Here is a 14,483-nt window from a genome sequence, read left to right on the forward strand (position 1 = left end):
CGTGCGCTGCCGCACAGCGCACTAAGCGTCGTCTCGCGTCGTGATGTTCAGCAATGCGACGAAGCAGCCGACACCTAAAACCAGTGCGGCGGCGCCGTAGCGAACCAGGCCTGGGCTGTCAGACAGCAAGCCGCGAATCGATGCGCCCAGGCCGGCCAAAGCCGTGAAAACGGCCACCGCGGCCACGATAATTCTGGGTTCTGCACGGGTCATCTTGCCTCCGTATGGGGTCCCCACGCGACGCTTGATCGGCGTGCTGTTCGCAAGCCGTCGTGGTGACTTCATCATCGACCGGATGCCGGTATTGCGATTGATTTGCATCAATGGCTGCCTGCTTCGCATACCAAATTGTGCTCGACCGCAATTACCTGCCAATGCGTCCGGCAAATGCGGCGGCACACTCGCGCGCATTCAGCGTTTGATATGCATCAACAGCGCGATTAGCAGCGCGATCATAGTGCGGTTATACCCACGCTGTTTCATCGCCCTTCCCGCGCCTCGATCTGCGGCGCGCAGGCGCGCCACGGCCACCAAGAGCCTTTCCCCGACGATCAGACGCTCACGCATTGGCGTCGGCACGTCCTTGACCTTCATGTGAGGAGACATTGCATGTCTACTATCGACTCTGCTTCACTTCAGCCTGCGCCGCGGCAGATCCCGGCTATCGAACACACGGCCATCAGCGGCATGGATGCTTACCGCGCCCTCGTGGCCGAAGCCGAAACCGATCATCAGGCCTTCTGGGCCCGCCTGGCGAGAGAGCACCTCCAGTGGCGCCGGCCGTTCACCAAAATACTGGACGACAGCAATGCGCCCTTCTATAAATGGTTCGAAGACGGCGAACTCAACGCTTCGTACAATTGCCTCGATCGCAACTTGGCGAAAGGACTGGCCGACAAGACAGCGATCGTGTTCGAAGCGGATGACGGTACGGTCACGCGCATTACCTACCAGGCGCTCTATCACCGCGTGTGCCGACTGGCCAACGCACTGCGCGCGCGCGGCGTGACCAGAGGCGATCGCGTCGTGATCTACATGCCGATGTCGATCGAAGGCATTGCCGCCATGCTGGCCTGCGCGCGCATCGGCGCGCCGCATTCGGTGGTGTTCGGCGGGTTTTCCGCGAAGTCGCTGCATGAGCGGCTCGTCAATGTCGGCGCGGTAGCCGTGATGACGGCCGACGAACAGGTGCGCGGCGGCAAGACGCTGCCGCTGAAGGCCATCGTCGACGAAGCGCTTGCGATGGGTGGCACGGTGGCGGTAAAGACTGTCGTGGTCTATCGGCGCACCGGCGGCAGGATTCCATGGATCACGCAGCGCGACGCCTGGCTGCACGAACTCGAACACGCCCAGTCCGATACTTGCGAGCCGGAATGGGTCGGTGCGGAACATCCGCTATTCGTGCTGTACACATCGGGTTCGACGGGCGCGCCAAAGGGCGTCCAGCACAGCACCGGCGGTTACCTGCTGTGGGCCGCCGTGACAATGAAATGGACCTTCGACATCAAGCCTGACGACGTGTTCTGGTGCACGGCCGACATCGGCTGGATCACGGGACACACTTACATCTGCTACGGGCCGACGGCAGTGGGCGCAACCCAGGTGATCTTTGAGGGCGTACCAACGTACCCCGACGCCGGACGCTTCTGGCAGATGATCGAGCGTCACAAGGTCAGCATCTTCTACACCGCGCCGACCGCGATCCGCTCCCTCATCAAGGCCGCCGACGCGAATGAAGCGGTGCATCCACGCAGCTTCGATCTGAGCAGCCTGCGCATTCTCGGCACTGTGGGCGAGCCGATCAATCCGAGCGCATGGACATGGTATGCACAGCACGTGGGCGGTGGACGCTGCCCCGTACTGGATACCTTCTGGCAAACCGAGACCGGCGGCCACATGATCTCGCCGCTACCGGGTGTGACGCCGCTGGTGCCAGGATCGTGCACCTTACCGATGCCCGGAATCGACGCGGCGATCGTCGACGAGACGGGCCACGAGGTGCCCAACGGACACGGCGGCGTGCTCGTGATCCGCAAGCCCTGGCCGTCCATGATCCGGACCATCTGGGGCAATCCCGAGCGGTTCCGCCACGGCTACTACCCCGACGACCTCGGCGGCAAGCTGTACCTCGCCGGAGACGGCGCGATACGTGATCGCGACACGGGCTACTTCACCATCACCGGGCGGATCGACGACGTGCTCAATGTGTCCGGGCACCGCCTCGGCACGATGGAAATCGAGTCGGCGCTGTCGGCGCATCCGTCGGTCGCTGAAGCTGCCGTGGTTGGCCGGCCCGACGAAACCTGCGGCGAAGCGATCGTGGCGTTCGTGGTACTCAAAACGGCGCGGCCGAGCGGCCCGGACGCGAAGCGCGTAGCCGATGAACTGCGCGCGTGGGTCGGCAAGGAAATCGGTCCGATCGCAAAGCCGAAAGACATCCGCTTCGGCGATGCCATGCCGAAGACGCGTTCCGGCAAGGTCGTGCGCCGTCTGTTGCGTTCGGTGGCGAAAGGTGAAGCGATTACGCAGGACACTTCGTCGGTGGAGAATCCGACCGTCATTTCGCAATTCGCTCACGGCCTGTAGGCATAGCAGAAACTCAGCACGACACGAATTGTGCGCGGCGTCGCCATGGGCACGCGCGCGCATTCGATTTCAGATTCTCAGTATTGAATGGAGGATGTCATCATGAACATTAAAGCCCCTAACCCCGCTTCGCTGGGCCTCGCAGGTTTTGCACTAACGACGTGGTTGCTCAGCATGATCAACGCCGGCTGGTTCAACGGCGAATCGATGGGCATGGTGCTAGCCGTTGCGTTTGCCTACGGCGGCACCGCGCAGATGATCGCCGGACTGATGGAAATTCCGCGCGGCAACGCGTTTGGCGCGACTGCCTTTCTCAGTTACGGAGCGTTCTGGTGGTCGCTGGCGTTGTTTGTCCTGTTCCTTCACGGCAATGTGCCTGCAGCGTTCATCGGCTGGTATCTGTTCCTGTGGGGCATGTTCACCCTGTACATGTGGGTTGCGACATGGCGTGCCGCCCGCGCGCTCCAGCTCGTCTTCCTCTCGCTGTGGCTGACCTTCTTTGTGCTGGCAGCAAGCGAATGGACCGGACTGGCGTGGCTGCATCATGCCGGCGGCTATCTGGGCCTCGTTACCGCACTGCTGGCGTTCTATCTTTCCGCGGCGGAGATCATCAACGAGACGCATGGACGCGTCGTGCTGCCGGTCGGCGCTGCGAGCCCGCGGATCGAGGTGGCATTGACCGTCGATGAAGAACTACGCCGCGCATGAACGGAGTAAAGACTCGCAGCGTAGTTCTCACGCCGCAGTGCACGCACTGCGGCGACCCAGCCTGCCTTATTCATAAGTAGCCCGGCTATTTTTCGAAGACGTAAATCCCGGGCGCATCGCAAAGGCCGTCGTCGATCGCGCGGGGGGCCACGTCCCCGCTCGATCGTTCGCGCAACCACCGGTTCCAGCATAACCACCACGACCCGTCGACCGGTGTTGTCTGCGCAAGAAAGTCGTCCCTGCTACGGTACGGCGCCCCGCCCGGACGCGTTGCGCAACGGTAGTAGCGGCCCCCATGGCCGGGCTCGGACACGATGCCCGCGTTATGCCCACCCGCCGTCAACAGGAAAGTCAGCGGGTTGTGCGTCAGCAGATGCAGTTCGTAGACCGAGCGCCAGGGCGAAACGTGGTCCCGCTCCGTTCCGACGACAAACATCGGCGCTTCAATGTCGGACAATGCGACAGGCCGGCCATCAACGCAGTAACGCCCCTCGGCCAGATCGTTGTTGAGGAACAGACTGGTCAGATACTCGCTGTGCATGCGATAAGGCAGGCGCGTGGTGTCGGCGTTCCACGCCATCAGGTCGTTGGGTTTCGAGCGCCGTCCAAGCAGATATTCGCTCATCATCCTCGACCAGATCAAATCGCGCGCATTCAGCAGCTGGAAAGCGGAGGACATCTGTCTGCCATCCAGATAACCTTGGCGCCACATCAGGGCGTCGAGCTCGGCGAGCTCGCTCGCGTCGATAAACAGGCCCAATTCGCCCGGTTCGGTGAAGTCCGTTTGCGCCGCAAGGAGCGTCACCGTTTTCAGCTCATTCCCCCTTTCGTCGCGAAACAGGGCCGCGGCGGCCATCGCGAGAAGCGTGCCGCCAAGGCAATAGCCGACCGCGTGTACCGGCTGTGCGTGCCGTAGACGGACCTGAGCAAGCGCGGCAAACAGACCGTCTTGCAGATAGTCGCCCAGTCCGACGTCACGGAACGCTTCAGGTGGATTTCGCCAGGAGATCGCGTACACCGTGTAGCCTGCGTCCACGAGATAGCGGATCAGGGAATTGTGCGGTTGGAGATCGAGAATGTAGTACTTCATGATCCACGACGGCACGATCAACAGCGGTTCGCGGGCCACCGTGGTCGTTGCGGGGGCGTACTGAATCAACTCGCACAAAGCGTTGCGCCACACCACCTTGCCGGCGGTGATGGCCACCTCTCGTCCAGGCAGCCACGCGTGTGAACGGGACGCGCGGTCGTCTTCCGGCACGCCGGCGAACTCGCGCAGGTCCTCGAGCCAATGCTGCATGCCCACTGCGAAGTTCAGTCCACCGCTTCGCGACGCCGCCGTCTGCACCGCCGGGTTGGTTGCGATGCAGTTACTGGGCGAGCAGGCATCCAGCCACTGACGCGCAAAGAAGCGCACCAGTTCCTCATGATGCCGCTCGACGCCCGGTATCGCCGTAGTCGCCGCTTCCCACCATTGCTGTGCCTGCAGGAAGCCATCACGGTATAGCCAGTACGGCCAGCGCTTCCATGAAGCGTCGGAGAACCGGGGATCCTGTTGCGCCCGGTCGGCACGCGAATCAACGCTGCCCGCCAGTTGCATGCCTTTCGCCCACTCACAACACGCCGATGCATACTGTCTCGCGAGGTCGAACCCCTTACCCGCCGAGACCGCAATGTGCAGAGCCCAGTCGAGGCCCGCAAGCATCGTGGAAGCCGGCGACAAACCGCCGGTTAGCGCCGCGACCGCCGCGTGCGCGGCCAGGTCCAGTTCGTTGCGCCAAAGCGTGGGCACAGCAGCATTCCTGCCGGCCCGCGCCACGGATTGGTGATCGCCGCCGGACAGGACGGCCGTGGGACGCCTGTGCCGCTTAGAAGCATGCAGCGCGTTGGGCAAATCGGCCGAGTGGTCTTCGCTCACGTTATGGTTCGCCCTTGTCGAGATCATCGTGTGGATGGTGTCTGTAACGGCAGCAGCCGCGCGCTCGACAGACCGGTTGCAACGCCAAACCGGGGCGCGCGCGGACACGTGGTCGCGCAGTCGAGGCGCCGTCGCGTCAACCGGTCGATTCCGTCACGTCTGCATGTCAGGCCCTTCGCATGTTCGGCAGGCCAGACGGTCGAACGTCTCCGATATCCAAAGTGAGGCTACGCATACGACGGCGATTCGAGTTGATTTGTATCAACGAGAGCCCGTCGAGCATACAAGCCGCACGATTCGCAGGTGGCATGACCACTCGCTTGACGCGCGTCAAGCGTTTGCCAGTTCGGCACGGCTATGGTGAAAAGTATGCGTCGATTCATCCGCGCATGCATCGTCGCTGATCCTGAATGGAGTCGACCATGACCACTATGCAATTGCTGTCCTATGAACCGGCGCCCGGACGCGCTCCTGCTCACACAAAGGGCGAAACGCCCGCCGTCATCGAGCTACCCAAGCCTGACATGGCCGCCGGTGTGCCATTAATGAAAGCGCTCGCGCTGCGCGCCAGCACCCGCGAATTTACCGACGCACCTTTGATGCCCGCGACACTCGGCGCGCTGCTGTGGGCCGCCGACGGCGTCAACCGTCCCGCGAAAGGCGGCCGGACGGCCCCATCGGCTCACGCCTTCAATGAGGTCGATATTTATGCAGTGCTGCCGAACGGTGTCTATCGGTATGACGTCCCAAACCACCGACTAGTGCTCAAACACGAGAGCGACGCGCGAAATCTGACTGGGTATCAGGACTTTGTCGGCGCGGCGCCGCTCGATCTTGTCTATGTCGTGAACATGTCGCGCCTGCTGGCGATGCCGCCTCAGCAGCGCGACATATTTTCCGCCGTCGCGGCGGGCGCGATGGCACAGAACGTGTCGCTGTACTGTGCGTCAGCCGGACTCGGGTGCGTTGTAAGAGGGTGGATCAATCATCGCGCGCTGAGCGACGCACTGAAACTGAATGAGGACGAACTGCCGATTCTCGCTCAGACCGTGGGCGCGCTGGCAACGACACTGACTTCGCTCGCAGACTGAAGCGACGGGACAGGCAACGTGACTGTTGTTTGCGCTGTCCCTGCTTGCGAGCCCAGGGAGCCAGAACCGGCAGCGACCGGAAAACGGCGACCCGGCTTTCTGCGCGCCGCTCGCCGCACGCGCGGTGTCGATTGCCCGACAACCGGCACTGCATCATCGGCAGCATGCCTGCTCTGAAGAGGCGCCCATGTGGTATGACCTACTCGATATACAGCGTCGCCTCGCCAAAGCGTTCATCGATGCCGCGCTCACCGTCAGCGGATTGGATGGCGCTCAGTGGGGGACAGCCGGCGCACCCCGTGCCGCGCGCGATTGGCTGATCCGGTCCACATGCGCCTTTGAAACCGCTCCGCCGTTCGCGATAAAAGCGGTGCACAGCAACGGCAAATATCTTCCCGTGGAAGAAAGCATTGCCGACGAAATGCCGGTCGGCACGCTGCGCAAATTCACACGTAGCAGCTGTGTTGCCGACCCGCCCGGGACGCGCCCCATTATTCTCTGCGCTCCGCTCGCGGGCCATCACGCAGTGATGCTGCGGGAAACGGTCGAAACATTGCTCGAACGCTGCAACGTCGTCTACATCACCGACTGGGCCGACGCGCACGACGTGCCGCTCGAAGCCGGCCCGCTTCCATTGACGGACTACGTCCACGCGCTCGAACGCTTCATTTGCACGGTGCGGGCAGGCGGAGCGCCGGCGCATGTCGTCGCCGTCTGCCAGGCCTGTGTCCCCGCCCTCGCCGCCTGCAGTCTGCTGGCAAGCAACGGGACACCGCCGTTCGCCAGTGTCTCGCTGCTTGGCGGACCGATCGACACCCGCCTGCATCCGACTTCCGTGGATCGCTTTGCAAGCGCGCAGCCGTTACGCTGGTTTCACGATCGTGTAATCGACGAAGTGCCGCCGCCATACGCCGGGGCGGGACGCCGTGTCTATCCGGGTTTCATGCAGCAGGTTGCCATCCTGGCTGCGCACCCCGCGCGTCAACTCGATCTGGAGGCGCGCTACTGGACGAATTGGCTCGGGGGCAATCTGCACGACGCGCAAACGGCGCTTCGTTCGCTGAACGAGTATGCCGCCGTGCTTGACATGGGCGAACGTTACTTTCTGGATATGCTCAGCGTAGTCTTCCACGAGCACCTGCTTGCGCGAGGAATGTGGGTAATCGATGGGCGGTGCGTGGATCCCCGCGTCCTCGATCAAGTGCCGCTCTGCACGATCGAGGGCGACCGCGACGACATTACGGGCGCGGGCCAGACGCATTGCGCGCACGCGCTATGTCATGCACCGGGCGCGCCGGGGCATCGGCGCGTGACCATCGATCAATGCGACCATTACGACCTGTTCACGGGTCCGCGCTGGCACGACGCGGTTCATCCTGAGTTATGCAGCTTCTGGCGCGCGATCGCATGCGATAGTGAAGCGAAAGCCGCGCCGGCCGCCAGCATTCGATGATCCATATCAAGGCTGCGCCGCGCCAATGCAGTGCAATCACATTCATCCCCGCGATAAGCGGATTTCCTGCGAGGGCGTGATGAAACTGACTTTTCTGGGCGGGGCCGAAACCGTCACCGGCTCGAAGTATCTGGTCGAAGCCAGCGGCATGCGGATTCTGATCGACTGCGGTCTTTTTCAGGGCACGAAAAACCTGCGCCTGCGCAACTGGAGCCCCTTGCCCGTCCCGGTCGATACGCTCGACGCAGTCATCCTCACCCACGCGCACATCGATCACACCGGCTACCTGCCCGTGCTCGCGCGCGACGGCTATCGCGGTCCCGTCTACTGCACGCCCGGCACCGCCGCTCTGTGCGACATCATGCTGCGCGACAGCGCGCACTTGCAGGAAGAGGAAGCCGACTTCGCGAACCGTCACGGCTTCTCGAAACACAAGCCGGCGCTGCCGCTCTACACGCTAGACGACGCACAGCGCGCGCTGCGGCTCATCGTGCAGCGCGAATTCGATGTTCCCACGCCGCTGAACGACGAGTTGTGTTTCCGCTTTCTGCCGGCTGGCCATATTCTGGGCGCTGCCAGCGTCGTACTCTGCTGGCGCCATACGGTGCTCGCCTTTTCAGGCGATCTAGGCCGGCCGGGCAATCCGATCATGCGCGCTCCCATGAAGCTCGCGCATGCCGACTATCTGGTCGTCGAGTCGACCTACGGGGACCGCCTGCACGCCGCGACCGATCCCGAGGAGGAACTGGCTGAACTATTCGCGCGAACGTTCGCGCGAGGCGGTGTCGTGGTCATGCCATGCTTTGCGGTGGGGCGCGCTCAGGAAATTCTTTATTACATCGCGCACCTGAAGCAGACCGGGCGCATGGCGAACGTGCCGGTGTACCTGGATAGCCCGATGGCCACCGGTGTCACCGAGGTGTACAGACACCACTTGAACGAGCACCGCCTGACGGTTTCGCAGGCAGCCATGATCGACAAGGCCGCAATCATGGTGCGCACGGTCGATCAATCGAAGGCGATCGCGTCGCATCATGGTCCGATGGTTATCATCGCGGGCAGCGGGATGGCTACCGGCGGGCGCGTGCTGCATCATTTGCGCCTCTATGCGCCCGATCCGCGAAATACGATTGCGCTCGTCGGCTATCAGGCGGCCGGCACGCGCGGCGCCGCCATTGCCGCGCACGAGCCGACGATAAAGATTCACGGAGAGTACGTGCGGATTCGCGCGCATGTCGAAACGATTTCATCCCTGTCGGCGCATGCGGACTACAGCGAGACGCTGAACTGGCTCTCAGCGATGTCGCCGGCGCCCACCCAAACGTACATTACGCATGGCGAGCCTGCCGCCGCCGACGCATTGCGCCGTCGGATCGCCGACACGCTCGGGTGGCCTTGCACGGTGCCGGTCTATCAGCAAACTGTCGAACTGGCGGAGAGGTCTGCGCTCGACAATCACGTCCCGACCGCTGTTGCCGCGTGTGCCTACGCTGCGCGGCCAGCAGAGAGCTGATGATTCTCCCAGCGCGACGTGTGTTGGAGCCTCGCAGATCAATCGCTCCCTCTGAAAAATTGACCTGCTTCAAGCGCGCACAGGCGGTCCGTGACACGATGGCGACACGGACCGCGTCTTCGCGACAACAGCCGGATAGGAGGCGTCAAGATGAACTATTCCGCACCAAACGAAGCATGGGAGATCGGCGAACCGCACTTCGATGCGACCACGCCGCTGCAAGCGCAGTTGCACTTCGCGTTGCGCTACGCGATCCTCGCCCCATCGAGCCACAACACACAGCCGTGGCGATTCATCGTCGACGGCGACACGGTGCAGGTCTGCGCCGACCGTACGCGCGCGCTCGCCGTGGTCGACCCATTCGATCGCGAGCTTCTGATTAGCTGCGGCGCAGCATTGGTCAATCTTCGGGTCGCGCTGTCTCGTATCGGACTGGCCAGTGCTATTACGCTGTTTCCGTCTGAGGCGGACCCTGACGTCGTGGCGTTGGTGCGGGTCTCGCGCGACGTGCATGACGACGCGCAACTGCACGACCTCTTCGACGCCATGACAAAGCGCGTCACAACGCGCGCGCCGTTCGCCGACGAACCCGTGCCCGCCGAATTGCAGGAGCGGTTCATCAACGCGTGCGAGGAAGAAGGCGCAATTGCCTGCTGCGTGGAACACGAGGCCGAGCGCGAGGCATTGGCGCAACTGATTGCCGATGCCGACCAGATACAGTTTTCGGACCCACGTTTTCGGCGCGAACTCGCCAGTTGGATCCATCCGAAGCGACTCGATGACGGCATGCCCACCTACGGTACCGCTGTCGGTCTGCTGCTAGATTTCGCGGCGCCGATCGGTACATCGGCTGTCCGCGTGTTCGACGTAGGGGCGGGACAACCGGCGATGCCGCACCACCTCGTGCAAGGTTCGCCGTTGATGGTGGCCATCGCCACGATGCGCGACGACCGCGAGGCGTGGGTGGTAGCGGGGCAGGCGCTCGAGCGCGTGTTGCTGGTCGCGGCATCGGCGGGATTTACCGCTTCCTATTTAAACCAGCCGATAGAAGTGCAGCCGTTGCGCGAGCGACTCAAGGCGCTGCTGAAAACGGACGCGACACCACAGCTTCTGCTGCGTGTTGGACGTGGCCCGCACGCGATACACGCAAGCAGGCGACCGCTAGCTGACGTCTTGTCGTGAGATACGCGACTTCGGACCTTGCACGTCATGCCGGCAGCGCTTTTGCAATCGAACGCCAGCCCTGATGCCCGACTACAGTGCCGAATATGAATCGCCTTCCCCTCTCGCCGCGTGACCCCGGTTCGCTTTCACCGGGCGTATGGCGCTGGATACCGGCTCTCGCTACATTGCGAACTTATCAACGCGGCTGGTTCGTCAAGGACTTGTTCGCGGGCGTCGTGTTGACCGCCGTACTCGTACCCACCGGCCTGAGCTTTGCGCAGGCTGCCGGGCTACCCGGCGTCGGCGGCCTATATGCAAGCATCGCCGCTCTGCTCGCCTACGCGATTTTCGGTCCCAGCCGGATCCTCGTTCTCGGCCCTGACTCCGCACTGACTGCACTGATCGCCGCTGCCATCGTTCCTCTAGCCGGCGGCCGGCCAGACTCGGCGCTGGCACTTGCCGGCATGCTTGCGATTCTGTCCGGAATCTGCTGTGCCTTGATCGGACTGCTCAGGCTGAGCTTTGTCAGCGATCTTCTGTCAAAACCCATTCAGTACGGCTATCTCAATGGGATCGCTCTCACGTTGTTTGCGGGCCAGTTTCCGCGGTTGCTCGGTTTCGCGGTTCCTGGCGGCACGTTCCTCGACGAGGCGACAAGCGTATTCCAGGGTGTAGTCGCCGGGCAGACAAGCCCGGTTGCGTGCGTCATCGGCGTTTCGTGCCTGGGGGCGATCGTGTTGCTCAAACGGTATGCGGCTGCGCTGCCCGGCACCCTGATTGCCGTGGCTGCGGCGACCGTGGCGGTCTGGCTGCTGGAACTGGACCTCCATGCCGGTATCGCTGTCGTGGGCCGGCTACCTGAAGGTTTGGCGGCGGTTCGCCTTCCCGCTGTGTCGTTGCATGACGTACGGGAGTTGAGTGGCGCCGCGATCGCTATCGCTCTCGTTTCGTTCGCCGATATGAGCGTGCTGTCGCGCGCGTTCGCACTGCGAGGCGCCTACAAGGTCGATCGGGACCAGGAGCTCGTGGCGCTTGGCATCGCCAATATCGCGGCAGGTCTGTTGCAGGGTGTCCCAGTCTGCAGTAGTGCGTCACGAACGCCCGTCGCCGAGGCAGCCGGCGCAAAGACGCAGTTGACCTGTGTTGTGTCCGCGCTTTGTATCGCCTTTCTGTTGATCGCGGCTCCCGCGTTGCTCAAGCACGTGCCGAACGCTGCTCTCGCTGCGGTTATTGTTTCCGCTGCACTCTCGCTCTTCGATCTTGCAAACGTGACACGTCTTTATCGAATGCGCCGCAGCGAGTTTGCGCTGTCCATGGTTTGCTTCGCAGGCGTTCTAACAGTCGGTGTCGTACAGGGCATCTTCATTGCAATCGGTCTGTCGCTGCTGTCATTCGTCTGGCGCGCGTGGCACCCTTACGACGCCGTTTTGGGCAAGATCGAAGGGAGGCCTGGTTATCACGATGTTGCGCGGCACCCTGACGCGAAACAGCTCGCCGGCCTCCTTCTGATTCGCTGGGACGCACCCCTCTTTTTCGCCAATGCGGAGATTTTCAGCCAGCACGTGCGACGGGCAATCGCGCAAGCGGCACCGCGACCTGAATGGTTGGTGGTTGCCTCGGAGCCGATCACCGATATTGACGTTACCGCTGCCGACATGCTCTCCAGGCTTGATCACGAGTTGGAAGCGACTGGCATCGCGATGTATTTCGCGGAGATGAAAGGCCCGGTGAAGGACCGGCTGCGAGCTTATGGCCTTTCCGAAATATTTGACGAACGACATTTCTTCGAGACCGTGACCGATGCCGTTCGGACTTACACCGCACAGCATTGCGTTGAAGGGCCGGGTGAGTAATTGACCGCATATCGCCCGAGGTCTCTAGAGAATCCACCTATTTTCCGGCTTCCGACGATAACAGCGCTTGCCAGCGCGCAGATCGATGGCGATCACGGGGAGTCGTCAAACGTCGACTCTCGTCGAGAGTGTTAAGCATGATCCACCGATTTGCGTCACAGTGCGCAGGCGCCAAAGCGACACCAAACCACAGCCACCCAACGGCACTATCACGCTTGCTTGAGGCGCAGCCTGGCGTACTCGAGTAACTCGAACACCGCCATGCCCGCAAGCATCGCCGCCACGAATCCCCACGCCTTGAGGAAGCCGGCGCCGAGTGCAACCAGGGCGGGCCCGGGACAGAACCCAGCGAGGCCCCAACCCACGCCGAACACCGCGCTTCCCAGCACCAGTCGCCACGTGACGCCGCTGGCGGGCGGAATCACCATGGGTGAGCCCAGCAGCGACTTCTTGCGGCGTTTTGCAAACAGGAACGCGATCGAAGCGACGCCTATTGCACCAACCATCACGAATGCAAGTGACGGATCCCAATGTCCGGCTATATCGAGAAATCCCAGTACTTTCGCGGGATTGGCCATGCCGGAAACCATCAAGCCGATGCCAAACAACAGTCCCGAAACTAACGCTGTGAGCAGACGCACTTCAGCCCCCCAGCAGATGTCGCGTGACGAACACGGTCAGAAAACCGCTTGCCATGAATGTCGCCGTGGCACAGAGAGAACGGATCGACCCACGCGAAATTCCACAGACGCCGTGGCCGCTCGTACAACCGTTCCCGTAGCGGGTCCCGATACCGACCAGCGCTCCTGCAATGAGTGTTTCGGTCCATCCAGCCTGAATATCCGGCACAATCGATTGTCCCAGCAAGCCTGCCAGCACGGGGGCGCCGACAAGCCCCGCAAGAAAGGCAAGCCGCCATCCCGCGTCGTTCCGTGGCGTGCCCAGCAGGCCGCCGAGAATGCCGCTGATGCCGGCGATACGTCCATTGAACAGGACAAGCACCGCAGCCGCGGCGCCGATCATCATGCCGCCGGCCAGCGACCAACCCGGCGTGAAACTCGCAACATCGATTGACATGCTTCCTTCCTCTTATTTATTGGCGCAATGGCGTTGCAATACCAACCGGATGGATTCTATACGCAGGTCATTTGCGTGCGTCGCCTCGGTCCCGACCTCGACCTCGATGGCTCGCGCCGTCGACGGATAGTCGCCAGTTCAAGCCTCGGGTACCGGCCGCGCCATCAGCAGCGGCGTGTGAACGATGCGCGCGGTGCGGGCCGCCACGCTGCCGAGGAGCCAGCGTGCGACGCCGCGTCGCCCGTGGGTGCCGACCACGATGAGGTCGGCGCCCCATTGCCGGGCATCACGGACGATCGCGTGGGATACGTCGTCGCGCGATTTTGCTGTTTCGACGAACGCGGTCTCCGAGGCATTGGGCAAGTCGGCAAACACCCGTGCTGCCGCAGCCAGGACCACGTTCCCTTCTTCCACAAAGGCTTCCACGATGTCACGCATCGGCGCGAGATCAGTCAGGCGGGCGCCACGGTCTATTACGTAGATCGCGCGGAGGTGGCACTCCGGCGTTGCCAGTTGCAGTCCGAAGTGCAAAGCATCTAGTGAGGCGGCGCTTCCGTCCAGCGCGAACAGCATCCGGCGCGGCGATAGCTGGATCTCAGCCTCGTAGCTGGCAGGCACAACGAGGATCGAACACGGCGCCGCAGTCGTGACAAATTCCGAGACGGTTCCTTCGATCCAGCGCAGCATGCCGTGATGCTGACGCGCTCCCACTACGAGCAGGTCAGCCTTCCATTCGGCCGCGGCATCGATCAACGCATTGGCGGTGTAGCCGCCTTGCCTCGAGATCTCGATCACGCCCGACTCCACCTCGATCCCGGCGTCCGCGAACAGCGCTCTCGCGCGTGCCACGGCTTCGCCGGCATCGCGGGCAAGTTCGTCGCGCGCAAGCTGCAACTCGGCATCCGTCGCCGACGTAAGCGGTAGCATCACGCGAGGGTTTTCCGCCACGCTTGCAATCCGGATCCGGGCGCCGGGCAGCGTCATGTGGCGCACATAGGCCGCCGCACGCGCCGATTCCGGTGAATTGTCGACGGCGAGGAAGACTCGTCCGATAGCGCATCTCGCGTCGCCGCCGGCGTGTGGACTGTTCATGATCGACCTCCATCTGAAAGTTGCATTC

At 62.7% G+C, this 14,483-nt stretch carries 13 protein-coding genes; 7 read left to right on the forward strand and 6 right to left on the reverse strand.

Going from position 1 to position 14,483, the window contains the following annotated elements; genetic code table 11:
* Positions 1-21: 21 nt before the first annotated feature.
* Positions 22-321 carry a DUF2964 family protein gene (locus tag BPHYT_RS39230; RefSeq protein WP_238535762.1) on the reverse strand — a complete coding sequence of 100 codons (300 nt, stop codon included), beginning with the start codon at positions 319-321 and terminating at the stop codon, positions 22-24.
* Positions 322-411: 90 nt separating this feature from the next.
* On the reverse strand, positions 412-594 hold the full coding sequence (locus BPHYT_RS27775; RefSeq protein ID WP_041759196.1) for a hypothetical protein: 183 nt from the start codon (positions 592-594) through the stop codon (positions 412-414).
* A 15-nt stretch (positions 595-609) separates the two neighbouring features.
* On the opposite strand from BPHYT_RS27775, the gene acs reads away from it, so the two are divergent.
* Both acs and BPHYT_RS27785 read left to right on the forward strand, forming a co-directional pair.
* Entirely contained in the window at positions 610-2,586 is a 1,977-nt protein-coding gene (gene acs / locus BPHYT_RS27780) for an acetate--CoA ligase (RefSeq protein WP_012427452.1), read from the forward strand.
* 102 nt (positions 2,587-2,688) lie between these two features.
* Positions 2,689-3,294: an acetate uptake transporter gene (locus BPHYT_RS27785; RefSeq protein WP_012427453.1), complete on the forward strand. Its 606-nt coding sequence runs from the start codon at positions 2,689-2,691 to the stop codon at positions 3,292-3,294.
* An 85-nt stretch (positions 3,295-3,379) separates the two neighbouring features.
* Here BPHYT_RS27785 and BPHYT_RS27790 read toward each other — a convergent pair whose 3' ends face one another.
* Positions 3,380-5,239, reverse strand: coding sequence for a PHA/PHB synthase family protein (locus tag BPHYT_RS27790; protein WP_012427454.1), 1,860 nt, complete (start codon positions 5,237-5,239; stop codon positions 3,380-3,382).
* 395 nt (positions 5,240-5,634) lie between these two features.
* On the opposite strand from BPHYT_RS27790, the gene BPHYT_RS27795 reads away from it, so the two are divergent.
* The 5 genes from BPHYT_RS27795 to BPHYT_RS27815 all read left to right on the forward strand — a co-directional run bounded on the left by BPHYT_RS27795 (position 5,635) and on the right by BPHYT_RS27815 (position 12,286).
* On the forward strand, positions 5,635-6,303 hold the full coding sequence (locus BPHYT_RS27795) for a SagB/ThcOx family dehydrogenase (protein ID WP_012427455.1): 669 nt from the start codon (positions 5,635-5,637) through the stop codon (positions 6,301-6,303).
* 187 nt (positions 6,304-6,490) lie between these two features.
* Positions 6,491-7,756, forward strand: coding sequence for a polyhydroxyalkanoate depolymerase (phaZ, locus tag BPHYT_RS27800; protein ID WP_012427456.1), 1,266 nt, complete (start codon positions 6,491-6,493; stop codon positions 7,754-7,756).
* A gap of 79 nt (positions 7,757-7,835) precedes the next feature.
* Positions 7,836-9,269: an MBL fold metallo-hydrolase RNA specificity domain-containing protein gene (locus BPHYT_RS27805; RefSeq protein ID WP_012427457.1), complete on the forward strand. Its 1,434-nt coding sequence runs from the start codon at positions 7,836-7,838 to the stop codon at positions 9,267-9,269.
* A 150-nt stretch (positions 9,270-9,419) separates the two neighbouring features.
* Entirely contained in the window at positions 9,420-10,451 is a 1,032-nt protein-coding gene (locus tag BPHYT_RS27810) for an Acg family FMN-binding oxidoreductase (protein ID WP_012427458.1), read from the forward strand.
* A gap of 86 nt (positions 10,452-10,537) precedes the next feature.
* Positions 10,538-12,286 (forward strand): SulP family inorganic anion transporter, encoded by a 1,749-nt coding sequence (locus tag BPHYT_RS27815; RefSeq protein ID WP_012427459.1) that lies wholly within the window; start codon positions 10,538-10,540, stop codon positions 12,284-12,286.
* 209 nt (positions 12,287-12,495) lie between these two features.
* Here BPHYT_RS27815 and BPHYT_RS27820 read toward each other — a convergent pair whose 3' ends face one another.
* From BPHYT_RS27820 to BPHYT_RS27830, 3 genes are all read right to left on the reverse strand, one after another.
* On the reverse strand, positions 12,496-12,927 hold the full coding sequence (locus tag BPHYT_RS27820; RefSeq protein WP_012427460.1) for a YeeE/YedE family protein: 432 nt from the start codon (positions 12,925-12,927) through the stop codon (positions 12,496-12,498).
* A gap of 1 nt (position 12,928) precedes the next feature.
* Entirely contained in the window at positions 12,929-13,363 is a 435-nt protein-coding gene (locus BPHYT_RS27825) for a YeeE/YedE family protein (protein ID WP_012427461.1), read from the reverse strand.
* 138 nt (positions 13,364-13,501) lie between these two features.
* Positions 13,502-14,455, reverse strand: coding sequence for a universal stress protein (locus tag BPHYT_RS27830; RefSeq protein WP_012427462.1), 954 nt, complete (start codon positions 14,453-14,455; stop codon positions 13,502-13,504).
* Positions 14,456-14,483: the final 28 nt, after the last annotated feature.

It is taken from the genome of Paraburkholderia phytofirmans PsJN (genome assembly GCF_000020125.1).
In the GTDB taxonomy this organism is placed as follows: domain Bacteria; phylum Pseudomonadota; class Gammaproteobacteria; order Burkholderiales; family Burkholderiaceae; genus Paraburkholderia; species Paraburkholderia phytofirmans.

Coding starts and splice junctions, on each gene's coding strand:
- BPHYT_RS39230 (WP_238535762.1), bottom strand. CDS start 321: ATGCAAATCAATCGCAATACCGGCATCCGGTCGATGATGAAGTCACCA.
- BPHYT_RS27775 (WP_041759196.1), bottom strand. CDS start 594: ATGAAGGTCAAGGACGTGCCGACGCCAATGCGTGAGCGTCTGATCGTC.
- acs (WP_012427452.1), top strand. CDS start 610: ATGTCTACTATCGACTCTGCTTCACTTCAGCCTGCGCCGCGGCAGATC.
- BPHYT_RS27785 (WP_012427453.1), top strand. CDS start 2,689: ATGAACATTAAAGCCCCTAACCCCGCTTCGCTGGGCCTCGCAGGTTTT.
- BPHYT_RS27790 (WP_012427454.1), bottom strand. CDS start 5,239: ATGATCTCGACAAGGGCGAACCATAACGTGAGCGAAGACCACTCGGCC.
- BPHYT_RS27795 (WP_012427455.1), top strand. CDS start 5,635: ATGACCACTATGCAATTGCTGTCCTATGAACCGGCGCCCGGACGCGCT.
- phaZ (WP_012427456.1), top strand. CDS start 6,491: ATGTGGTATGACCTACTCGATATACAGCGTCGCCTCGCCAAAGCGTTC.
- BPHYT_RS27805 (WP_012427457.1), top strand. CDS start 7,836: ATGAAACTGACTTTTCTGGGCGGGGCCGAAACCGTCACCGGCTCGAAG.
- BPHYT_RS27810 (WP_012427458.1), top strand. CDS start 9,420: ATGAACTATTCCGCACCAAACGAAGCATGGGAGATCGGCGAACCGCAC.
- BPHYT_RS27815 (WP_012427459.1), top strand. CDS start 10,538: ATGAATCGCCTTCCCCTCTCGCCGCGTGACCCCGGTTCGCTTTCACCG.
- BPHYT_RS27825 (WP_012427461.1), bottom strand. CDS start 13,363: ATGTCAATCGATGTTGCGAGTTTCACGCCGGGTTGGTCGCTGGCCGGC.
- BPHYT_RS27830 (WP_012427462.1), bottom strand. CDS start 14,455: ATGAACAGTCCACACGCCGGCGGCGACGCGAGATGCGCTATCGGACGA.